This window comes from Nocardiopsis yanglingensis (genome assembly GCF_045809185.1).
Taxonomy (GTDB): domain Bacteria; phylum Pseudomonadota; class Gammaproteobacteria; order Xanthomonadales; family Xanthomonadaceae; genus Stenotrophomonas; species Stenotrophomonas yanglingensis.
On the sequence record NZ_JBJNRH010000013.1, the window covers coordinates 20321 to 40425 of the forward strand.

17 protein-coding genes are annotated in these 20105 nt (G+C 63.0%); 11 read left to right on the top strand and 6 right to left on the bottom strand.

Features of this window, described 5'->3' with window-relative positions; all coding sequences use genetic code 11:
• Window positions 1-71: 71 nt before the first annotated feature.
• The 4 genes from ACJ7C5_RS16155 (at window position 72) to ACJ7C5_RS16170 (ending at window position 4730) form a co-directional block, all read left to right on the top strand.
• The gene (locus ACJ7C5_RS16155; RefSeq protein ID WP_412704466.1) at window positions 72-2321 is read left to right on the top strand and encodes a hypothetical protein; all 2250 of its coding nucleotides are present in this window, start codon (window positions 72-74) and stop codon (window positions 2319-2321) included.
• A 48-nt stretch (window positions 2322-2369) separates the two neighbouring features.
• Window positions 2370-2720, top strand: a complete 351-nt coding sequence (locus tag ACJ7C5_RS16160; RefSeq protein ID WP_088024041.1) for an EamA family transporter — start codon at window positions 2370-2372, stop codon at window positions 2718-2720.
• 2 nt (window positions 2721-2722) lie between these two features.
• Complete coding sequence (locus ACJ7C5_RS16165; RefSeq protein ID WP_412704467.1) at window positions 2723-3859, top strand: glycosyltransferase family 4 protein; 1137 nt, start codon at window positions 2723-2725, stop codon at window positions 3857-3859.
• 166 nt (window positions 3860-4025) lie between these two features.
• Entirely contained in the window at window positions 4026-4730 is a 705-nt protein-coding gene (locus ACJ7C5_RS16170; RefSeq protein WP_412704468.1) for a class I SAM-dependent methyltransferase, read from the top strand.
• A gap of 8 nt (window positions 4731-4738) precedes the next feature.
• On the opposite strand, the gene ACJ7C5_RS16175 is transcribed toward ACJ7C5_RS16170, so the two are convergent.
• From ACJ7C5_RS16175 to ACJ7C5_RS16195, 5 genes are all read right to left on the bottom strand, one after another.
• The gene (locus tag ACJ7C5_RS16175; RefSeq protein WP_335755733.1) at window positions 4739-6169 is read right to left on the bottom strand and encodes a UbiA family prenyltransferase; all 1431 of its coding nucleotides are present in this window, start codon (window positions 6167-6169) and stop codon (window positions 4739-4741) included.
• 3 nt (window positions 6170-6172) lie between these two features.
• Window positions 6173-7582, bottom strand: coding sequence for a mannose-1-phosphate guanylyltransferase/mannose-6-phosphate isomerase (locus ACJ7C5_RS16180; protein WP_412704469.1), 1410 nt, complete (start codon window positions 7580-7582; stop codon window positions 6173-6175).
• Between the two features lie 16 nt (window positions 7583-7598).
• On the bottom strand, window positions 7599-8957 hold the full coding sequence (locus ACJ7C5_RS16185; RefSeq protein WP_412704470.1) for a phosphohexomutase domain-containing protein: 1359 nt from the start codon (window positions 8955-8957) through the stop codon (window positions 7599-7601).
• 134 nt (window positions 8958-9091) lie between these two features.
• Window positions 9092-10033 (bottom strand): electron transfer flavoprotein subunit alpha/FixB family protein, encoded by a 942-nt coding sequence (locus tag ACJ7C5_RS16190; protein WP_412704471.1) that lies wholly within the window; start codon window positions 10031-10033, stop codon window positions 9092-9094.
• The gene (locus tag ACJ7C5_RS16195) at window positions 10033-10779 is read right to left on the bottom strand and encodes an electron transfer flavoprotein subunit beta/FixA family protein (RefSeq protein WP_057500379.1); all 747 of its coding nucleotides are present in this window, start codon (window positions 10777-10779) and stop codon (window positions 10033-10035) included. Before ACJ7C5_RS16195 ends, ACJ7C5_RS16190 begins: the two co-directional genes overlap by 1 nt.
• Before the next feature lie 187 nt (window positions 10780-10966).
• On the opposite strand from ACJ7C5_RS16195, the gene rfbB reads away from it, so the two are divergent.
• The 4 genes from rfbB to rfbD are packed head-to-tail and all read left to right on the top strand — an operon-like array spanning window position 10967 to window position 14449.
• Window positions 10967-12091, top strand: a complete 1125-nt coding sequence (rfbB, locus tag ACJ7C5_RS16200) for a dTDP-glucose 4,6-dehydratase (protein WP_412704472.1) — start codon at window positions 10967-10969, stop codon at window positions 12089-12091.
• A gap of 14 nt (window positions 12092-12105) precedes the next feature.
• A complete protein-coding gene (gene rfbA, locus ACJ7C5_RS16205; protein WP_412704473.1) occupies window positions 12106-12993 on the top strand; it encodes a glucose-1-phosphate thymidylyltransferase RfbA in 888 nt (295 codons plus the stop codon).
• A complete protein-coding gene (gene rfbC / locus ACJ7C5_RS16210) occupies window positions 12990-13547 on the top strand; it encodes a dTDP-4-dehydrorhamnose 3,5-epimerase (RefSeq protein ID WP_412704474.1) in 558 nt (185 codons plus the stop codon). Before rfbA ends, rfbC begins: the two co-directional genes overlap by 4 nt.
• Window positions 13544-14449, top strand: a complete 906-nt coding sequence (rfbD, locus tag ACJ7C5_RS16215) for a dTDP-4-dehydrorhamnose reductase (protein ID WP_412704475.1) — start codon at window positions 13544-13546, stop codon at window positions 14447-14449. Before rfbC ends, rfbD begins: the two co-directional genes overlap by 4 nt.
• A 169-nt stretch (window positions 14450-14618) precedes the next feature.
• Here rfbD and ACJ7C5_RS16220 read toward each other — a convergent pair whose 3' ends face one another.
• On the bottom strand, window positions 14619-17966 hold the full coding sequence (locus tag ACJ7C5_RS16220; protein WP_412704476.1) for a DEAD/DEAH box helicase: 3348 nt from the start codon (window positions 17964-17966) through the stop codon (window positions 14619-14621).
• Between the two features lie 137 nt (window positions 17967-18103).
• On the opposite strand from ACJ7C5_RS16220, the gene ACJ7C5_RS16225 reads away from it, so the two are divergent.
• From ACJ7C5_RS16225 to ACJ7C5_RS16235, 3 genes are read left to right on the top strand one after another with little or no spacing between them, the layout of a single operon-like run.
• Entirely contained in the window at window positions 18104-18835 is a 732-nt protein-coding gene (locus ACJ7C5_RS16225) for a CoA transferase subunit A (RefSeq protein WP_125431453.1), read from the top strand.
• A gap of 1 nt (window position 18836) precedes the next feature.
• Window positions 18837-19469, top strand: a complete 633-nt coding sequence (locus tag ACJ7C5_RS16230) for a CoA transferase subunit B (RefSeq protein ID WP_412704477.1) — start codon at window positions 18837-18839, stop codon at window positions 19467-19469.
• Window positions 19470-19514: 45 nt separating this feature from the next.
• Window positions 19515-20102, top strand: coding sequence for an alpha-ketoglutarate-dependent dioxygenase AlkB family protein (locus ACJ7C5_RS16235; protein WP_412704478.1), 588 nt, complete (start codon window positions 19515-19517; stop codon window positions 20100-20102).
• Window positions 20103-20105 lie beyond the last annotated feature (3 nt).

A 20105-nucleotide genomic window follows, 5' to 3' on the forward strand; every position in this document is an offset into this window, starting at 1 on the left:
TCAGGGCAATTGCCCACTGAACCGCCCTGTCTGTCTTCGCGGGCGGTTTCAAACACAGGTGGTTTAGAAGAATGTACCCGTATCTCATGACGGTGCTCAGCGTAGCAGCGTGCTCCTTCCTCCTGCTTGTCAGTGGATCGCTATTCGTTCGTATGAACGATGGAGTGCTGGTGGCTGCCGGTCGACAGGGAGCAGTCGTAGCCACCGCCAGTCTCGTTCTTGGCGTAGTCGCCATGATGCTGCTGGTGATCAACTTTAACCTTTGGTTTCCGGGGAACTGGATCTACTACGGGCTGGTGCCCGTTGGTGCCTATGGTCTGCTCAGGCTGGTCAGGCTGCGACGGACTGGTGGTACTGATCTACTTCTATGGACGCTGGTACTGGCCGCAGCAGTTGCTGTCATTGCGTTGGGCGTTGGCATCCGGCTGGACGCCGCGAACTACTGGCTTGTTGAAACCTCAAACCACGACACACTCTTTTACTTCGAAGGTTCTCGCTGGGCTCCGCAGCACCCGATATACGTCTCCCCAGATCTAGTTGCTGACACGCTTAACCTCGGTGGATGCCGATCGGGCGCGGTCTACATCGGTAATGATTGTCCCGTCTATCGGGGCGGAAGCTACTCGGTGCTTGGGATGGCGCTGGCGTATGGTGGAGGCGGTACAGCGAACGAGATGATCATCGCCTCAGCTTTGGGCGCCCTTTTCATCGGTCTGGGGCTGCTCCCGGTTGCCGCGCTAAGTCGATCCGGTTCCAGCGTCGCGCGATTCCTGTGGCTGCCGGTGCTAGCTGCACTGATTGTAGTGATCTATTTCTCTCCCAGCATGCTGGCTGCGGCGATCAATAGCAACGTGGCGACTACCATCGGCGCATCTGCTGCTGCAATGCTGCTGGCCATCGCGGCATCCGCCGATCGATGCTGGTGGCGTAGAGCATTGGTGCTGGGCCTGGGTGCTTCCCTGGCGGCGCATTGCTATGGCGAAGCCGCCGCAGCAGCGGTAATTTTTGCTGCATTTGGCGTTGCTTCCGGCGCTGTGTACAACCGCTCTTGGGGAGAGTTCATCAAGGGGGGGCTGCTTTGTGCCGCAGCGTTCTTCCTCGCATCCAACGTCCTGGTCCTGGAGCTCCTGCAATCTGCCAGTGACGTCGAAGGAATTGCAAGCGGCGGCACATGGGAGGGGCGCTACCTGCATGCCAATCCGCTGACCTGGTTGGCATCCCCGTTTGCCGGGATGGTAGTCAATGGTAATCCTTACGTCAGCCATCGCATGCTCAACATTGGCTGGCTCCTGACCCTGCTTGTCGGGCTGGGATGTGCGAGGATCCTCTCGACCCGCGTGGCAATGATTTCATTCCTGTTGGTGTCATCGCTCCTGATCGGATTCGTCGAAATCCGGGATTACGCATATGGTGAGCACAAGGTTGTGCAGATGATAGGCCCTGCTGCATGTGTGCTCGCGGCGGTGCTGATTCTCAACTGCCTGCGTATTTTTGGAGAAGCCGATCGGAACACGAGAGTACGCGGAGGTGCCCTTGTTTATGCGGGCGTTGTCTTCCTGCTGTTGCTCTTGGCCATCGTCAATCACGTTCGGCCATCAATGCATGTCGTGGAAGGATGGAAGGGCATGCACGGCCTTTCGCTCGACTTTGAGCGTGATCTTCCAAAGGAAGCTGCGCAGGAGTGGGTGTTGGATGACGCGGGCACTGAAGGTGTTGAGCGATTCCAGAAGTCGCACTACGTTTCTTATCTCGCGCATGAACGGAAGTCGCACGCTTACCTGCCGAACCTCGACGCAGAAGGCATGCGTGGAGGTTATGCGAGAATTCCCCTCGGCGACACTTTGAAGAATGCAAAATTCCCTCGCTGGGTTGTTCAGCTGAAATCATTCACCGGGGTTAAGTCGCCTTTCGAGTATCCGAAAGGCTCAATGAAGGAGTCCACCGAATACAATGTGATCGATCTTGCCAAGTCCGGCTCTGTTGTGGCCGTATCCGGGGCAGGATGGTTGCCTTGCAGGGTTGAAGGGTGTCCAGTGACATCGGGGTTTGAAATCGAGGCGATCGTCTCGGCGCCTCCGACCGAACGCTGCCATCTGACGGTGTATGCCGACCATGCACCTGAGTACCCCTCTGTGGAAACGTCCATCCACAGTGGCGATACGCTATTGAAAGTGGGTAGCCTCTTGCCTAACGGGATGAAAATTCCACTCGTTGCAGGCTGGCAGCGGATCCGGCTGGATGATCCGCAGGGTACACCTGGTGCTCTATGGATGGTGCACAAGATTTCCAGTACCTGTCATACAGAAGATGCAGGACCCTAGTCCTACTCAGTTTCAATTCGCTTGACGCTATTAAAGAGGCAGTTTTCCATGCAACTTCTGCTTGTCTTCGGACTGGTCCTTCTAGGCGCTTGTGGCACGGTTCTGCTCAAAATCGGGGCCGAGCGTGTGAGCTATGCCGATGGTCTGCTGCCGATGCTGCTCACCGCCGTCAGGAATGCGCCTCTGGTGTGCGGTTTTATTTTGCAGATGATACCGCTGGTGTCTTGGGTGGTGCTGCTCAAGTTCATGCCGCTGACCAAGCTGCAGCCGATGATCGCCCTGACCTATGTGGTGACACCGGTGTTGGCGGTGTTGTTCCTGGGAGAACATATCGGGCCGTTGCGTATGGCTGGTATCGGCCTGATTGTCCTTGGCGTAATCTTGGTGAGCGCGAGCTGAGCATGAAGATCTTGATCGTTCTGACCTACTATTCCCCCTACATGAGTGGGGTAACCGAATTCGCTCGGATGCTGGCGGAGGACCTTGCACAGCGACATCACGTCACGGTACTGACCACCCAGCACGATCCGGGGCTGCCGGAGGATGAAATAGTGAGCGGCGTACGCGTGGTGCGTGCCCCGGTCTTCGCTCGCATGCACAAGGGCGTACTGAGCTGGAAGTTCATCACCTCGTTCCGCCGCCTTGCCCGGCAGCACGATGTGGTCAACCTGCATATGCCGATGCTCGAATCTGGTCTGCTATCGATGCTGGTGGAGCGCCGCAAGCTGGTGGTGAACTACCAGTGTGACATGGCTGTGGTGGGAGGATTGCTAGACCGGATCGCGGTCAATCTCACCCGTATATCCTGCTGGTTTGCCACGCGGCGCGCCCGGGACATTGGTGTCCTCACCCATGATTACGCCAGTTCATCGACTTGGTTGTCCGGTACCCGCAGCAAGCAGCACGAGGTACTGGCCCCAATGAAGGCGATGCCCTGGCGCGATAGCCAGACGAATACTGATGGTGTATTCCGGTTCGGCTTCGTTGGACGTTTTGTCGCCGAGAAGGGCCTGCCTGTGCTGCTTGAGGCATTTGCCGAAGTCCATGCGCGACATGGCGAGCGTGTGCGTCTGGTGCTGGTGGGCGATACCCACAACATCGCCGGTGGCGGAATCATGGATGCCATCCATGAGAACATTGCGGCGCTCGGAGATGCGGTGGAAGTGCGAGGACGAGTCAGCGAGCAGGAGCTTCAGGCCTTCTACGCGGACCTGGATGTTCTCGTCCTGCCCAGTGTCAATCGTTATGAGGCCTTTGGCATGGTGCAACTGGAGGCGATGCTCAGCGGTGCACGGGTAATTGCTTCCAACCTGCCTGGTGTACGGACAATTGTGCAGAACAGCGGCAATGGTGAAGTGGTGGCTATTGGCGATGCTACTGCCTTGGCGCAGGCAATGGAGCGATTGCTTGCTACTCGGGAAGGCGTGACCCGGGTCTGGGTCCGGGAACGAGCATTACAGGCCTACCCGCTGCGGCGCTTCTTCGACCTGCAGGAAGCTATGTTGCTGGGCTACCCGGTGCAGGCTACGTCGGACTGAGTCCATGGTCGTGCGCTAAGGTCTGATCACATCTACTTGCGGTTATAACTTGTTCAGGGCACTCTGACTAAGGGTCGGTGCCCCCGTCGTGTCATCTTCACCGCCCTTCCTTGCGGCAGCCGATGTGCTGCCGTCGATTGCATTTGCGCAACGGCTGGAGGGTAGGATGCCGGAGATGTCGGAGCAGTACGGCCAAGAATACTATAGTGGCAACGGTCAGGATGGTGATCGTCCTGCCCTCAAGTTATTCACGCGTTTGGCCAGGCGTTATCTACCCGCTGGGCGTATTCTGGATTTCGGCTGCGGTCCAGGCTTTTTTCTGGATCATCTACGGCATCATTTCGAAGCAATGGGCATCGAACAGAGCCCATGGGCCAGTGCCGAGGCGAGGCGCCGCACCGGAGTCGCCGTGCATGCTTCGCTTGACGAGGTGGCCGATGCCAGCATCGACGCGTTGGTGTCAGTTCATGTAATCGAGCACATCGAGGATCCAGCGCTTGAGCCGATACTTGGCCAATGGCATCGGGTTCTGCGCCCGGGTGGTCGCGCCTTGGTGATCACGCCCGATGCAAAGGGATTCGCGCATCGTCGCAAGGGCAGCAAATGGATCGCGTTCACTGATCCAACCCACATCAACCTGAAGTCCCATGTGGAATGGGAGGCCTCGTTCAGTGCGGCCGGATTCATTGTCCAGCACCGTTTTGCCGATGGCCTTTGGGACTTTCCCTACATCCTTCCATGGATGGGCAAGGCCGAAGTCTTTCTGCTCGGCTGGCCAACCCTGGCGCAATTCTTGCTGGCCCGCCCACTGCTGCCCGCAGGCAGCGGCGAATCGGTCATTCTGGTGCTTGAGCGGCGCGAGATTGCCTGAACCAGAGTTCAGATCGCAGCGAGAACCGACAAGCCTCCAACGAGCACTGTGACCAGGCTGCCAGGATCCTTCACCGCGAACACAACAGGGTCATCGTGCATCTGGCCGCGGTGAGCCAGCAGCCACGCGCGGCAGATCCAGTAAAGCAGGATCGGGCAAAGCAGCCAAAGGAATAGCGGGTGACCATAAAGGCTCTGGCTTTCGGGTGCGTTGATGTACAGGCACAGCACCAGCACCGAGGCCAGACCCGAAGCGGTACCCAGGTTCTGCACCAGGCCAAGGTCCTCGACGTGATAGCCACGTCCACTGGGCTTCTGTTTGCCACTTGCCAGTGTCAGGCGCAGCTCCGTGTACCGCTTCAGCATGGCCAGACTGAGAAAGATGAACATCGAGAACGTCAGCAACCAGAACGACAGCGTCACATCGATCGCCGCCGCGCCACCAACAATACGAATGGTGTACAGGGCGGCAAGCATCACCACATCGATCATCACGATCTGCTTGAGTCGCAACGAGTAGGCAAGGGTAAGGCAGAAATAGATGCAGAGCACCAGCAGGAACGACGGTGCCACCAGTGCGGCCAGTGCGAAGCCGGCAACGGTAAGCACCGGCGTTGCCAGCAGCCCCGAGCGCAGATCCAGCCGGCCGCAGGCGAATGGGCGCGTGCGCTTACGTGGATGTTGGCGATCTGAATCGAGATCAAGCAAGTCGTTGAAGAGGTACACGCCCGATGCGCACAAACCGAATGCGAGGAAGGCTAGTGCTGCCTCAAGCAACGCATCGAATTCAAGGAAGCGGTGGCTGGCTAGCAATGGCACGAAGACCAGCAGGTTCTTCAGCCACTGGTGGATGCGCATTGCCTTGAGCCAGGCACGAAGGCCGCCACTTTCGCGAGGCCAATGAGCAGCAAGTTGTGAGCAACCTGCTGCAGCGCGCGCCACGCCCGCGCTTGCATTGACCACCCATGACGAATGGGCGTGCTTCCAGATTGCAAGATCGACCCGTGCATTGCCCATGTAGTCAAAGCCGCGCTCGCCGAACTGCTTGACTAGCAGCTCGGCTTTGCGATGCCCCGCTAGGTTTGTCTCGCCATCACTGCAAAACACATCGTCGAACACGCCCAAGTGGCGAGCGATCGGCTCTACCAGTTCTGCATCGGATGCGGTGCACAGTACGCGCCGACGATCGCCGCTGGCGCGCAGAAGATCAACTACGCGTCGGTCGTAGGGCAGCAATGCAGGATCGCCCGCACCGTGCACGGCAAGCTGGCGCTTCAGATGGGCCTTGCCGCGCAGCAACCAGAACGGCAACACGAACAGCATCCAGGGCTGGCGTGCCAGCATCCGCAGGAAGGTTTCATAGAGCAGATCGCTGCGCAGCAGAGTGCCGTCCAGATCAACACACAGCGGCCGTGAGTGGCCGACACCGGATGCTGTCACCGATCAGGCTCCCGCGCGGCCATACTGGTCTTCGAAGCGCACGATATCGTCCTCGCCCAGATAGCTGCCGGACTGCACTTCAATCAGTTCCAGCGGCAGCTTGCCCGGGTTCTTCAGACGATGGGTCACGCCCAACGGAATATACGTGCTCTGGTTCTCCGACAGCAGGATCACCTCATCGCCACGCGTCACCTCGGCCGTACCACTGACCACGATCCAGTGCTCGGCACGGTGGTGGTGCATCTGCAGGCTCAGCGTTGCGCCCGGCTTGACGGTGATGCGCTTGACCTGGAACCGCGCGCCGTTGTCGATCGAGTCGTAGGCGCCCCAGGGGCGGTAGACCTTGCGGTGGGCGGCGGCTTCGCTGCGGCCATCGCGCTTGATCTGGCCGACGATCTCCTTGACGTCCTGCACGCGGTCCTTGTGGCCCACGAATACGGCGTCATCGGTTTCAACGACCACGATGTCCTGCAGACCAACCATTGCAATCAGGCGATTGCCATAGGCGTAGCTGTTCTTGCAGTCCAGGGCGATCACATCGCCATGGCAGGCATTGCCATCGGCGTCCTTGTCGGACACTTCCCACAGGGCTGACCACGAACCGACGTCGTTCCACTCGGCATCGAGCGGTACCACGGCGGCGTCGACGGTCTTTTCCATCACGGCGTAGTCGATGGAGTCGTTCGGGCTGGCGGCGAAGGCCTCTGCATCCAGGCGGATGAAGTCGTTGTCGCGGGCAGCCTTGTCGAGTGCTTGGCGGCACGCAGCCAGGATCGCCGGCTGCAGGGCTTCCAGCTCCTTCAGGTAGCGCGAGGCCTTGAACAGGAACATGCCGCTGTTCCAGAAATACTCGCCAGAGGCAACGTACTGCTCGGCGGTGGCCAGATCGGGTTTCTCGACGAAACGGTCGACGGCGCGCACGCCCTCGCCAGCAGCGGCCTTGATATAGCCGTAGCCGGTTTCCGGTGCGGTCGGCACGATGCCGAAGGTGACCAGCTTGCCAGCCTCGGCAGCAATGGCGGCCTGCTTGACCGCTGCGTGGAAGGCCGCTTCGTTGCGGACCACGTGGTCGGACGGCAGCACCAGCAGCAGAGCATCGTCGCCGTTGGCCAGCGCCTGCAGCGCGGCGATGGCGATGGCTGGAGCGGTATTGCGGCCCACCGGCTCCAGGATCAGCGCCTGCGGCATTACCTTGCACTCGCGCAGCTGCTCGGCCGCCATGAAGCGGTGCTCTTGGTTGGCGACCACGATCGGTGCCGCACCGGCGATGGAAGCGACGCGCTTCCAGGTGGCCTGCAGCATCGTGTCATCACCGACCAGCGGCAGGAACTGCTTTGGATAGGCTTCGCGCGACAGCGGCCACAGCCGGGTGCCGGAGCCACCTGAAAGGATGACGGGAACAATTGGGGTCATGCGACGTATGTCCTTTTCAATGATTGGCTGGCGTGCCGCCAATCAGGGCGGTCAGCTCGCGAATTCGGTCCTGCAGCAATGCTTCATCGCCACGGGTTTCGATGTTCAGTCGCAGCAGCGGTTCGGTATTGGAGCTGCGCAGGTTGAAGCGCCATTCGGCAAAGTCGGCGCTGACGCCGTCGGTGCGATCCAGGACCGGCTGCTGTGCCTCGAAATGTTCCAGCACGCGCGCGACCGTGGCCTTGGCATCGTCCACGCGGAAGTTGATCTCGCCGCTGCACGGATAAGCCTTCATGCGGTCGGCCACCAGCTCGCCCAGCGACTTGCCGGTGCTGGATACCAGCTGTGCGATCAACAGCCAGGGGATCATCCCCGAATCGCAGTAGGCGAATTCGCGGAAGTAGTGGTGCGCGCTCATTTCACCACCGTAGATGGCGTCTTCGGCGCGCATGCGTTCCTTGATGAACGCATGGCCGGTCTTGCTCATGATCGGCACGCCGCCGGCCTGCTCGACCATTTCCACGGTGTTCCAGGTCAGGCGCGGGTCGTGGATGATCTTGCCACCCGGCTGGCGGGCCAGCAGGGCGGTGGCCAGCAGGCCGACGAGGTAGTAGCCCTCGATGAAGCTGCCTTCGGCATCGAAGAAGAAGCAACGGTCGAAGTCGCCATCCCAGGCGATGCCGAAGTCGGCGCCATGGGCGCGCACGGCATCGCGCGTGGCCGCGCGGTTTTCCGGCAGCAGCGGATTGGGGATGCCGTTCGGGAAATTGCCGTCGGCTTCATGCTGTATGCGGATGAACTCGAACGGCAGAAGCGGAGCCAGCTGGTCGATGACCAGTCCCGCGCCGCCGTTGCCGGGGTTGGTGACGATCTTCAGCGGCTTCAGGCTGGCGAGGTCGACATAGCCGAGCAGGTGCTGGATGTAGGCCGACTTGTCGGCATCCTGGGTCACGGTTCCGGTGCCGTTGCCCAGCGCGGCATCGGAGGCGGCGAAATCGCGGATATCGAACAGGCCGGAGTCACCGCTGATCGGCTTGGCACCGTCGCGCACCAGCTTCATCCCGTTGTAGTCCATCGGGTTGTGGCTGGCGGTGACCATGATGCCGCCGGCGGCATGGCGGTGGAACGTCTGGAAATAGACCTCTTCGGTGCCGCACATGCCGATGTCGATGACATCACGGCCGCTGGCGGTCAGGCCCTCGATGGCAGCCTGCAGCAGCGCAGGGCTGCTCAGGCGGATGTCGTGTCCAACCACCACCGGTCCCGGGCCCAGCAACGCGGCAGTGCCAGCGCCGATACGGCAGGCAAGGCGTTCATCCAGTTCATCCGGAACGCGACCACGGATGTCATAGGCCTTGAAACACGGGAGCGTCATCAATGCAGTCCTTACACAGGTTGACCCCGGATTATAGCGACAGGAGCTGCAAGGACGAGTGATCGATCCCCAAACCCGAACAGGGTCATGAATGCCACGTAACCTGTTGATTACGTGGCATCCCTGCGCTCAGCTCAGCCCAGCGCCGTTTCCAGCTCCGGCAGGATCGCAAACAGATCCCCCACCAGGCCGATATCGGCAATTTCAAAGATCGGCGCATCACCGTCCTTGTTGATTGCGACAATCGTGCCGGCATCCTTGATGCCGGTCAGGTGCTGGATCGCGCCGCTGATGCCGACGGCCACGTACAGTTCCGGCGCGATGATCTTGCCGGTCTGGCCAACCTGCAGGTCGCTGGGCACGTAGCCGGCATCGACCGCAGCGCGCGAAGCACCGACGGCGGCGCCGAGCTTGTCGGCCAGCTGGAAGATCACCTTGAAGTTCTCTTCCGAACCTACGCCACGGCCACCGGAGACCACACGCTTGGCGCTCTGCAGGTCCGGACGGTCGCTGGCACCGGCAGCCAGGCCGATGAAGCGGGTGTGGGTCGGCAGCGCAGCATCGACGCTGGCGGCTTCCACGGCGGCGCTGCCACCCTGGGCGGCTTCCGGCCACGACGCGGCACGCACGGTGGCGACTACGATCTGGTCGGCCGGGGCTTCCACGGTGATGATCGCGTTGCCGGCGTAGATCGGGCGCTTGAAGGTGTGGCTGCCTTCGACGCTCATCAGGTCGGAGACCTGGTTGACCCCGAGCAGGGCCGCCACGCACGGCATCAGGTCCTTGCCGAAGGTGGTCGACGGGCCGAACACGTGGGTATAGCCCTTGGCCAGCTGCGCGATCTGCGGTGCCAGTACCTGGGCGATGGCCCGCGCGTTGGCGGCATTGGCCACGGTCAGGATCTTGGCGACGCCGGCGATCTTTGCGGCTTCAGCGGCGACGGCGGCCGGATCGGCAGCCAGCACCACCACATCGATGCTGGCACCGCTGATGGCGGCGGCGGCACTGACGGTCTTGGCGGTGGCGGCGTTGAGCTTGCCGTCGTGGTGCTCGGCGATGACGAGAATCTTGCTCATTACAGCAGCCCCTTCTGCTTGAGTGCGGCGACCAGTTCGGCCGCGTCCTTGACCATCACGCCCTTGCTGCGCTTGGACGGCGCGGCGTAGTGGGTGGTCTTGAAGGTGTCGGCGGCGTCAACACCGAGATCGGCCAGCTGCAGGGTTTCCAGCGGCTTGGCCTTGGCCTTCATGATGTCTGGCAGCTTGATGAAGCGCGGCTCGTTCAGGCGCAGGTCGGTGGTGACCACCGCCGGCAGGTCCACTTCCAGCGTTTCCAGGCCGGCGTCGACTTCGCGGGTCACCGTGGCCTTGCCGTCGGCAATCTCCAGCTTGCTGGCAAAGGTGGCCTGCGGGCGGCCCCACAGCGTGGCCAGCATCTGGCCGGTCTGGTTGGCGTCGTCGTCAATGGCCTGCTTGCCGAGGATCACAAGGTCCGGCTGTTCCTTCTCGATCAGCTTGAGCAGGGTGCGCGACGCGGTCAGCGGCTGGATGGCCTGGTCGGTGACGACGTGGATGGCGCGGTTGGCGCCCATGGCCAGACCGTTGCGCAGGTGCGCCTGGGCATCGGCCGGGGCGATGGTGGCAACCACGACTTCGCTGGCGATGCCCTTGTCGCGCAGGCGCAGGGCTTCTTCCAGGGCGATTTCATCGAAGGGATTGGGGGACAGCTTGACGCCGTCGGTGACCACGCCGGAACCGTCCGGCTTGACCTGAATGCGGACGTTGTAGTCCACCACGCGCTTGTACGCGACGAGGATTTTCATCTGGTACGGGGTCCTTCAATAACGGGGAGAACGTCCGGTCCTCGCACAGCAACCGGTTCGGGGGTGGGACCCCGATTCTAACTGGCTGGAAGCCACCATGCGAATGCGTATGGTTTTGCTGCGGCGCAGAAAAAAAGAAGGGCAAGGGGGCCCGTTTACGTGCGGATGTCAGCCGTGAAGGGGCGCCATGTATCCTGTCGCGCTGTATCCGGTGCTGTCGGCGCCCGGTGCGATCGGTCGAACAGGAGAACAGGTAGTGCCCACATGGCTTGTCACCGGCGGCGCCGGATTCATTGGCGGTAACTTCGTTCTCGAGGCCGTCGCGCGCGGCGTCAAGGTCATCAACCTCGATGTGCTGACCTACGCCGGCAACCTGAAGACCCTGTCCAGCCTGGACGGCAACCCGAATCACGTGTTCGTGCAGGGCGACATCGGCGATCAGGCGCTGGTCACCCGCCTGCTGGCCGAGCATCAGCCGGACGCTGTGCTCAACTTTGCTGCCGAGAGCCACGTGGATCGCTCCATCGACGGGCCGGGCGCCTTCATCCAGACCAACGTGGTGGGTACCCTGGGCCTGCTGGAAGCGGTGCGCGACTACTGGAAGGCGCTGCCGGCCGAGCAGGGCGCGGCCTTCCGCTTCCTGCACGTGTCCACTGACGAGGTGTACGGCACCCTGGGCGAGACCGGCAAGTTCAGCGAAACCACACCGTATGCTCCGAATTCCCCGTACTCGGCGTCGAAGGCTGCTTCGGACCACCTGGTCCGTGCCTTCCACCACACCTACGGGCTGCCGGTGCTGACCACCAACTGCTCCAACAACTATGGCCCCTACCACTTCCCCGAGAAGCTGATCCCGCTGGTGATCGCCAAGGCGCTGGCCGGCGAGCCGCTGCCGGTGTACGGCGATGGCAAGCAGGTGCGCGACTGGCTGTTCGTGTCCGACCACTGCGAAGCGATCCGCACCGTGCTGGCCAAGGGCCAGGTCGGCGAGACCTATAACGTTGGCGGCAATTCGGAAAAGCAGAACATCGAAGTGGTGCAGGCCATCTGCGCACTGCTGGACCAGCGCCGCCCGCGCGCGGACGGCCAGCCGCGCAGCAACCAGATCACCTACGTCACCGACCGCCCCGGCCATGACCGCCGTTACGCGATCGATGCCTCCAAGCTGAAGAACGACCTGGGCTGGGAACCGGCCTACACCTTCGAGCAGGGCATCACCTTCACCATTGACTGGTATCTGGACAACCAGGAATGGGTCAACGGCGTGCTCGACGGCAGCTACCGTCTGCAGCGCATCGGCACCGCGGCCTGAACCCAGGAGACCTCATGACCCAGCGCAAGGGCATCATCCTCGCCGGCGGCTCCGGCACCCGGCTGTATCCGATCACCAAGGGCGTCAGCAAGCAGCTGTTGCCGGTGTATGACAAACCGATGATCTATTACCCGCTCAGCGTGCTGATGCTGGCGGGCATCCGTGAAGTGCTGATCATCAACACGCCGCACGAGCAGGCCCTGTTCCAGCAGCTGCTGGGCGATGGTTCGCAGTGGGGCATGGACATCCAGTATGCCGTGCAGCCAAGTCCCGATGGCCTGGCCCAGGCCTACCTGATTGGACGTGACTTCGTGGCCGGCAAGCCGAGCTGCCTGGTGCTGGGTGACAACATCTTCCATGGCCATGGCCTGAGCGCAATGCTGCGGCGAGCCGATGAGCGCGATCAGGGTGCCACTGTATTCGGCTATTGGGTCAATGATCCGGAACGCTACGGTGTGGCTGAGTTCGATGCGGCTGGCAAAGTCGTCGGTTTGGTCGAGAAGCCGGAAAAGCCGCGTTCGAATTACGCGGTGACCGGGCTGTACTTCTACGATGGCAATGCCAGCGACCACGCCGCCGAACTGAAGCCTTCGCTGCGCGGCGAGCTGGAGATCACAGATCTCAATCGGCGTTATCTCGATGAAGGCAGTCTTCATCTGGAAGCATTGGGGCGCGGCTATGCATGGCTCGACACCGGCACGCATCAGTCGTTGCTGGAGGCCTCCAACTTCATTGAGACCATCCAGACCCGGCAGGGCCTACAGGTCTGCTGCCCCGAGGAAATTGCATTCGGCCGTGGCTGGATCACCGTCGAGCAGTTGGAGGCACTGGCCGCGCCACTGATCAAGAATGCCTATGGCCAATATCTTCAGAAGCTGGCATTGCGTGGGGTGGTTCCGTGAAAGTCATTGAAACCCGATTGTCGGGTTGCGTCGTGATTGAACCGAAAGTGTTCGGCGACGAGCGCGGCTTCTTCTTTGAGGGCTGGAATGCCGCGCGGTTCGGTGATCTGGGTTTGCCGACGCGGTTCGTGCAGAGCAATGTGTCCTCTTCCAGCAAGGGGGTCCTGCGCGGCCTGCATTACCAATGGCCACGCCCGCAGGGAAAGCTGGTGAGCGTTCTTGAAGGTGAGGTCTACGACGTGGCCGTCGACATTCGCCACGGCTCCCCGACCTTCGGGCAATGGGAGGCGGCGGTGCTGAGTGCGCACAACAAGCGTCAATTCTGGATTCCGGAGGGCTTTGCCCACGGTTTTGCGGTGCTGTCCGAGCGCGCGCTTTTCCACTACCTGTGCACTGATGTGTATGTGCCCGAGGCAGATGCAGGTATTCGCTGGAATGACAGCGAGATTTCCGTGAATTGGCCGCTGGGCTCTCCAATGCTGTCGGCCAAGGACGAGAACGCCCCCTTCCTGAAGGACATCGCTGAAGACCGCCTACCGGTCTACATGCCATGACCATTCTGGTATTCGGCGGCAACGGCCAGGTCGGCCAGGAGTTGCTGCGCGCGCTGGCACCGCTGGGCAAGGTGGTCGCGACCACCCGCAGCGGCGTCCTGCCCGATGGCAGCGCCTGCGAAACCGCCGATTTCAGCCAGCCGGACAGCTTGCCAGCCCTGCTTGACCGGCTGCAGCCGTCGATCGTGGTCAATGCGGCCGCCTACACTGCCGTCGACCGTGCCGAACAGGAGGTCGACGCCGCCTTTGCCGCCAACGCGCAGGCGCCGGGCGTGATCGCACGCTGGTGTGCGGCGCATGGTGTGCCGTTCGTGCATTACTCCACCGATTATGTGTTCGATGGACAGGGCACCGCCCCGTACCGTGAGGACGAACCGACCGCGCCGCTGGGTGTCTACGGCACCAGCAAGCGTGATGGTGAGGACGCCGTGCGGGCAGCGGCAGGACGCCACCTGATCTTCCGCACGGCATGGGTGTATGCCTCGCATGGCGCGAATTTCCTGCGCACCATGTTGCGTGTCGGCGCCGAGCGAGAGCAGCTGCGCGTGGTAGCTGACCAGGTGGGTACGCCGACGCCGGCGGCGCTGATCGCCGATGTCACCGCGCAGGCACTGCAGCACCCGGGGCAGTTGTCGGGCACCTGGCACCTGACCGCCAGTGGCCAGACCAGCTGGCATGACTTTGCCGAAGCGATTTTTGCCGAGGCGCTGGCGACGGGCGTGTTGCCGAAGGTGCCCGCCGTCGAGGCGATTCCCAGCTCCGAATATCCGACGCCGGCCAGGCGCCCGGCTTGGTCGGTGCTGGACAACCGTCGGTTGCAGCAGGATTTCGGCATCGTGCTGCCATCCTGGCAGGACGGGTTGAAGAGGGTAGTGTCGGAGTTGATTCCGGCCAACGGCTGAGCCCGTACTGTCCATGCAGGTTCGGCGATAATGGAAGGCAAAAGTCGCCCTTGGCCGGACAGGTCAGGGCTGCTGTCCCTGGCGATCGGACGCTGGCTCGCCAAGCCAGCAAAAACAGTTGGAGCCATTCAGATTGCGGTTTTTTTGCTCCAGTTGAATAAGTCTGATTCTACGTTCCTCTGCGGGTGTTGGACGGCCGGCCCGGCCTGCGGGTGCGTCTGGCTGGCAGGCCCGGCAACGGCGCCAGCAGCGCCTGCACGTCTTCTTCGCTGAAGCGCGGCCCGGCGCTGCCACCGCCTTCGAGAATCGATTCGGCCAGCAGGGCCTTGCGCTCCTGCAGCTCGGCAATCCGCTCTTCGATGCTGCCTGCGGCGATCAACCGGTAGACGAACACCGGCTGCTGCTGGCCGATGCGATGGGCGCGGTCACTGGCCTGGTTTTCGGCGGCCGGGTTCCACCAGGGATCGAAGTGGATGACGGTGTCGGCTGCGGTCAGGTTCAACCCCACGCCACCTGCCTTGAGGCTGATCAGGAACACCGGGACTTCACCCTGCATGAAACGCTGCACCGGCGTGGCCCGGTCCTGGGTGTCGCCGGTGAGGGTCACATAGGCCAGTCCCAGATCGTCCAGCGCCTGCGCGATCAGCGCCAGCATGCCGGTGAATTGTGAGAACACCAGGATCCGCCGGCCTTCCTCGACCATCGATGGCAGAATGTCGCGCAGCAGTTCCAGCTTGGCCGAACCGGCACTACGGGCCGGGGCGTCGCCCGGCAGCAGGCGCGGATCGCAGCAGACCTGGCGCAGCTTCAGCAACGCATCCAGCACCACGATATGGCTGCGCGCCAGCCCGCTGCCGCTGATGGCCTCGCGCACCTGCTTTTCCATCGCCGCACGCACGGTTTCATAGAGATCGCGCTGGGCGCCTTCCATTTCCACTGCACGGGTAATGAGGGTCTTGGGCGGAAGCTCTGACGCGACCTGGTCCTTGCGTCGGCGCAGGATGAAGGGGCGCAGCCGCTGCGCCAGCAGTTGGGCACGACGGTGGTCGCTGCCGCGCTCGATCGGGTGGCGCCAATGCTGGTTGAACTGTTTTTCGCTGCCGAGCAGGCCGGGCAGCAGGAAGTCGAACTGCGTCCACAGTTCGCCCAGATGGTTTTCCAGCGGCGTACCGGTCAGGCACAGGCGATGGCGGGCCTGCAGCGTGCGCAGGGTGACGGCAGCGCGTGACTTCGGATTCTTCACTTGCTGGGCCTCGTCGAGGATCAGCAGATGGTAGGCATGAACCTGCAGCGCCTGCTCGTCTCGCCACAGCAGAGGATAGGTGGTCAGTACAAGGTCGTTCTCGGGAATCGCCTCGAACAGCGCTTCACGTGCCGGTCCGTGCAGGGTCAGTACGCGCAGGCCCGGGGTGAAGCGTGCCGCTTCGCTCTGCCAGTTGTGCAGCAGCGAGGTCGGCACCACCAGCAGCGCCGGCCGGTCCAGGCGGCCACTTTCCTTCTCGACCAGCAGATGCGCCAGCGTCTGCAGGGTCTTGCCCAGACCCATGTCATCGGCCAGCACCCCGCCCAGCCCCTGCTGGCGCAGGTACTGCAGCCAGGACAGGCCCTCGAGCTGATAGGGACGCAGCGTCGCCACCAGCCCCGCCGGCGGTGGCACTTCACCCAGTGCGGGTGCCTGCATCAGCCGCTGCACCAGCGCCTGGGTATCCTTGCGGCCCCGGAACTGCAGGCGCGCGGTGTCCTGCAGTGCCTGAAGGCGGCCACGATCAAGCGCTGACAAGCGCAGCGGCGCGCCACGCTGGGCGAACAGGTCCGCCAACAGGGCCATGATCGGCTTCAGTCGCGCGGCCCGCAGTGCCAGGCGGGTGTTGTCGCCTGCCATCAACAGGATGTTCTCGTCGTCGCCGATGGCGTCCAGCTGGCCACGCATCCAGCGGGGATCGGACTGCAGCACCTGCTGCAGCAGCGGAACCATGGAGACCCGGTGGCCGTTCACCTCGACCTCCAGGCCCAGATTGAACCAGCCGGTGTCCCCGGTCTCTGCCTGGATGTCCAGATCGATCTCGTCGACCCGGGTGATGCGATGGCGGAAATCGTCGTCCGTCTCCACCTTCCAGCCCAGTGCTTCCAGGCGCGGCACGTCGTCCAGCAGGAACCGTGTCCAGTCATGGGTGCGCAGCTGGAACTGAGGTCCAGCGCCCTCCAATGGCGCCCGCGGGGCCGTGTCGCGATGCAATCCCACCGTGCGCAGCTCGGCCTCGCGCCGTGATTCCTCAGCCAGGTCGCGGGGCAGCAGGGCGAGCTGGCCCTCCGGATCGTGTGCGAACAGGCTCGGATCATCCAGGAACCGCACGTGCTCGTCGTACTCGAAGGCCACGGTCGCGATATCGGCCCATTGCGACGGGTCGCGGCGGCCGAGCCACGCCGGCCGGAACTCAATCGTATGCAGGCGCAGCACGGGGATCATCGCGCTGACCTGCAGGGTGGGCAGTGTGTCGCTTGCACCGGGGCGCGGCAGTGCAGGGTCGATCTGTTGCAGCAGTTGCGCCACGATCGGTTCCTCATCGGGGAGCAGGTGGGGAAGGGCGAGGAACGCGTCCGCGTCCTCCGGCTTGACGTCCAGCAGGAGAAGGCCGACTTCACCGGAGACCGGATCCAAGTAACCGGCACTAGATCCCAGTACGAGGCCTTCCGCGTCGCCTTCCACGCTCAGTGCCGGCGCCAGCAGCAACCTGCCGTGAGTCGTCTCCGCGCTCCACTCCAACGTACCGCGACGTGGTGCGCCGGGCCTGGCCGGCACGCGATCATGCATGCCACATGACACCCAGCCATGTCCGCTGGACACGATCGACTGCAGGATCGTGCCGACGTCGAACCACTCCGGCGGTTTCACGGACTGATGCAGGGCCCACAGCTGCGCCACCGCGGCCAGGTCGGCCTGCGTCAGGTAGGCGGGCGGTTCCAGCAACAGCTGAGGGGTGATTTCCTGCCACTTGTCGAACTCGATCGTGCCGTCGAGGGCGTACTTGACGCGACGGAGCAGGATGGAAGGCCGGTGATTGAACGTGGACAGCTCGAAGATGATGCCGTTTCTACGTGACCGTGGAGGCTGGGCTCTGACGGCCTGCCAGCGTGACAGCTGTTCCAGCAGTTCGCGGCGTGGCGACTGTACCGGTTCGTGCTCCGACGCTTGATCGTCATCGCCCAGGTCTGCTGCGTCCAGCATGTGGGCGACCAGCACGGCCGCCACGTGCTTGCAGTGATGGCCGACAGGGCACGAGCATTCACTTTGCAGGCGGCTGCGAGGATGGCGCAGGCTGGCTTCCAGATCGATTTCCACCCGGTAGGGGTATCTGGCCGAGCCTTTCACTTCGGCAATGAGCATTCCACTGGTCAGATGCATGTTGCGGACACCGGACAGGCAACGTTCGCTCTTTTCCAGTGTCCACGCGTCCATCCGGCGGAGCAGGTCTTCTTCGGTGTAGGTCTGGGCCATCAACGAGGGTGGGCCGGGCATGGGGCCAGCCATTGGCAGGGGAACCAAGCATTCTACGGAACCCAGTGCGATGCCCGCGCAATGCTGCGGCGCATCCAGGCCCTTCGTCGCCGTCCAGCTAGAATGCGGTCATCCTCAACGTGCAGGGTAGTACAGCAATGCAGCAATCGACTTCCACCGGCAAGCGCGGCAAGCGCTTCGCCAGTGCGGCGGAGGCCCTGCAAGGGGTGGTCGCCGATGGCCAGACGCTGGCCGTGGGCGGCTTCGGCCTGTGTGGCATTCCCGAGGCCCTGATCGCCGCGCTGCGCGACAGTGGCGCCAAGGGCCTGACCGTGATCTCCAACAATGCCGGCGTCGATGGTTTCGGCCTGGGCCAGCTGCTGGAAACCCGCCAGATCAAGAAGATGATTTCGTCCTACGTGGGCGAGAACAAGGAGTTCGAGCGCCAGTTCCTGGCCGGCGAGCTCGAGCTGGAATTCAATCCGCAGGGCACCCTGGCCGAACGCCTGCGTGCCGGCGGTGCAGGCATTCCGGCGTTCTTCACCGCCACCGGCTACGGCACGGTGGTGGCCGAAGGCAAGGAAACCCGCGAGTTCGACGGCAAGCACTACGTGATGGAAACCGCGCTGCGCGCCGATGTGGCACTGGTCAAGGCGTGGAAGGCCGACGAGGCAGGCAACCTGGTGTTCCGCAAGACCGCGCGCAACTTCAACCCGGCCTGCGCGATGGCCGGCAAGGTCTGCGTCGTGGAAGTGGAAGAGGTGGTGCCAGTCGGTGCCATCGACCCGGACCAGGTGCACCTGCCGGGCATCTACGTGCACCGCATCGTGCACAACGCGCATCCTGAAAAGCGTATCGAACAGCGCACCATCCGCGCGGAGGGCAACTGACATGGCGTGGACCCGCGATGAAATGGCGGCGCGTGCCGCCCGCGAACTGACCGATGGTGCATACGTGAACCTGGGCATCGGCCTGCCGACCCTGGTCGCCAACCACATTCCCGATGGCGTGGACGTGTGGCTGCAGTCGGAAAACGGCCTGCTCGGCATCGGCCCGTTCCCGACCGACGCCGAAGTGGACGCCGACCTGATCAATGCCGGCAAGCAGACCGTCACCGCGCGTGCCGGTGCCAGCTATTTCGGCAGCCACGACAGCTTCGCGATGATCCGCGGTGGCCACGTCAACCTGGCCATCCTCGGCGCCATGCAGGTCACCGACAAGGGTGACCTGGCCAACTGGATGGTGCCCGGCAAGATGGTCAAGGGCATGGGCGGTGCGATGGACCTGGTGGCCGGCGTGCAGCGCGTGGTGGTGCTGATGGAGCACACCGCCAGGAACGGCGAGCACAAGATCCTGGCCGAATGCACGCTGCCGCTGACCGGCGTGGGCGTGGTCGACCGCATCATCACCGACCTGGCCGTGTTCGACGTGACTGACAAGGGCCTGCTGCTGGTGGAAGCGGCACCGGGTGTCAGCGATGACGAATTGAAGGAAAAGAGTGGCGTGGTGTTTCAACGCGCTTGATGTCGTGAGGGCGGCCCGGTGCCGCCCTCATCCTGCGGGGTCTCAATGCTGTTCCCCCACGACCTGCCCGATGCCGATGTCCAGCACCTGCCGGGCTGGTTGGCTGCCGCCGATGCCGACGGGCTCATGCCCGCGCTGCAGACCGACGTGGCCTGGGAGATCCATCGCATCCGCATGTTCGGCAGCTGGGTGGATTCGCCGCGGTTGAGCTGCTGGATCGGTGACCCGCAGGCGCGCTACCGCTATTCCGGTGCTGAATTCGTGCCGCACCCCTGGCTGCCTTCCCTGCAGAGCGTGCGCGATCGTCTGGAAACCGAAGGCTTGGGCCGCTTCAACAGCGTACTGCTGAATCGCTATCGCGGCGGCGGCGACTACATGGGCTGGCACAGCGATGACGAGCCAGAGCTGGGGCCTGCTCCGGTGATTGCCTCGCTGAGCCTGGGCGCGGCGCGCCGCTTCCTGCTGCGCCGGCGCGACGACCCGACGCGGAAGGCCGAGTATCTGCTCGGCCATGGCGATCTGCTGGTGATGGCGGGGCAGACGCAGCGGTTCTACCAGCACGCGTTGCCGAAGATGGCGCGGGTGCAGGGAGAACGGATCAACCTGACGTTCCGCTGGATCACGCCGCGCTGATCG

Bases quoted from the DNA above. Each gene is read 5' to 3' on its own strand.
- ACJ7C5_RS16170 (WP_412704468.1), top strand. From the start codon at position 4,026: ATGCCGGAGATGTCGGAGCAGTACGGCCAAGAATACTATAGTGGCAAC.
- ACJ7C5_RS16230 (WP_412704477.1), top strand. From the start codon at position 18,837: ATGGCGTGGACCCGCGATGAAATGGCGGCGCGTGCCGCCCGCGAACTG.
- rfbB (WP_412704472.1), top strand. From the start codon at position 10,967: ATGTATCCTGTCGCGCTGTATCCGGTGCTGTCGGCGCCCGGTGCGATC.
- ACJ7C5_RS16225 (WP_125431453.1), top strand. From the start codon at position 18,104: ATGCAGCAATCGACTTCCACCGGCAAGCGCGGCAAGCGCTTCGCCAGT.
- ACJ7C5_RS16155 (WP_412704466.1), top strand. From the start codon at position 72: ATGTACCCGTATCTCATGACGGTGCTCAGCGTAGCAGCGTGCTCCTTC.
- ACJ7C5_RS16165 (WP_412704467.1), top strand. From the start codon at position 2,723: ATGAAGATCTTGATCGTTCTGACCTACTATTCCCCCTACATGAGTGGG.
- ACJ7C5_RS16235 (WP_412704478.1), top strand. From the start codon at position 19,515: ATGCTGTTCCCCCACGACCTGCCCGATGCCGATGTCCAGCACCTGCCG.
- rfbA (WP_412704473.1), top strand. From the start codon at position 12,106: ATGACCCAGCGCAAGGGCATCATCCTCGCCGGCGGCTCCGGCACCCGG.
- ACJ7C5_RS16190 (WP_412704471.1), bottom strand. From the start codon at position 10,033: ATGAGCAAGATTCTCGTCATCGCCGAGCACCACGACGGCAAGCTCAAC.
- ACJ7C5_RS16185 (WP_412704470.1), bottom strand. From the start codon at position 8,957: ATGACGCTCCCGTGTTTCAAGGCCTATGACATCCGTGGTCGCGTTCCG.
- rfbD (WP_412704475.1), top strand. From the start codon at position 13,544: ATGACCATTCTGGTATTCGGCGGCAACGGCCAGGTCGGCCAGGAGTTG.
- ACJ7C5_RS16180 (WP_412704469.1), bottom strand. From the start codon at position 7,582: ATGACCCCAATTGTTCCCGTCATCCTTTCAGGTGGCTCCGGCACCCGG.
- ACJ7C5_RS16195 (WP_057500379.1), bottom strand. From the start codon at position 10,779: ATGAAAATCCTCGTCGCGTACAAGCGCGTGGTGGACTACAACGTCCGC.
- ACJ7C5_RS16220 (WP_412704476.1), bottom strand. From the start codon at position 17,966: ATGCCCGGCCCACCCTCGTTGATGGCCCAGACCTACACCGAAGAAGAC.
- ACJ7C5_RS16160 (WP_088024041.1), top strand. From the start codon at position 2,370: ATGCAACTTCTGCTTGTCTTCGGACTGGTCCTTCTAGGCGCTTGTGGC.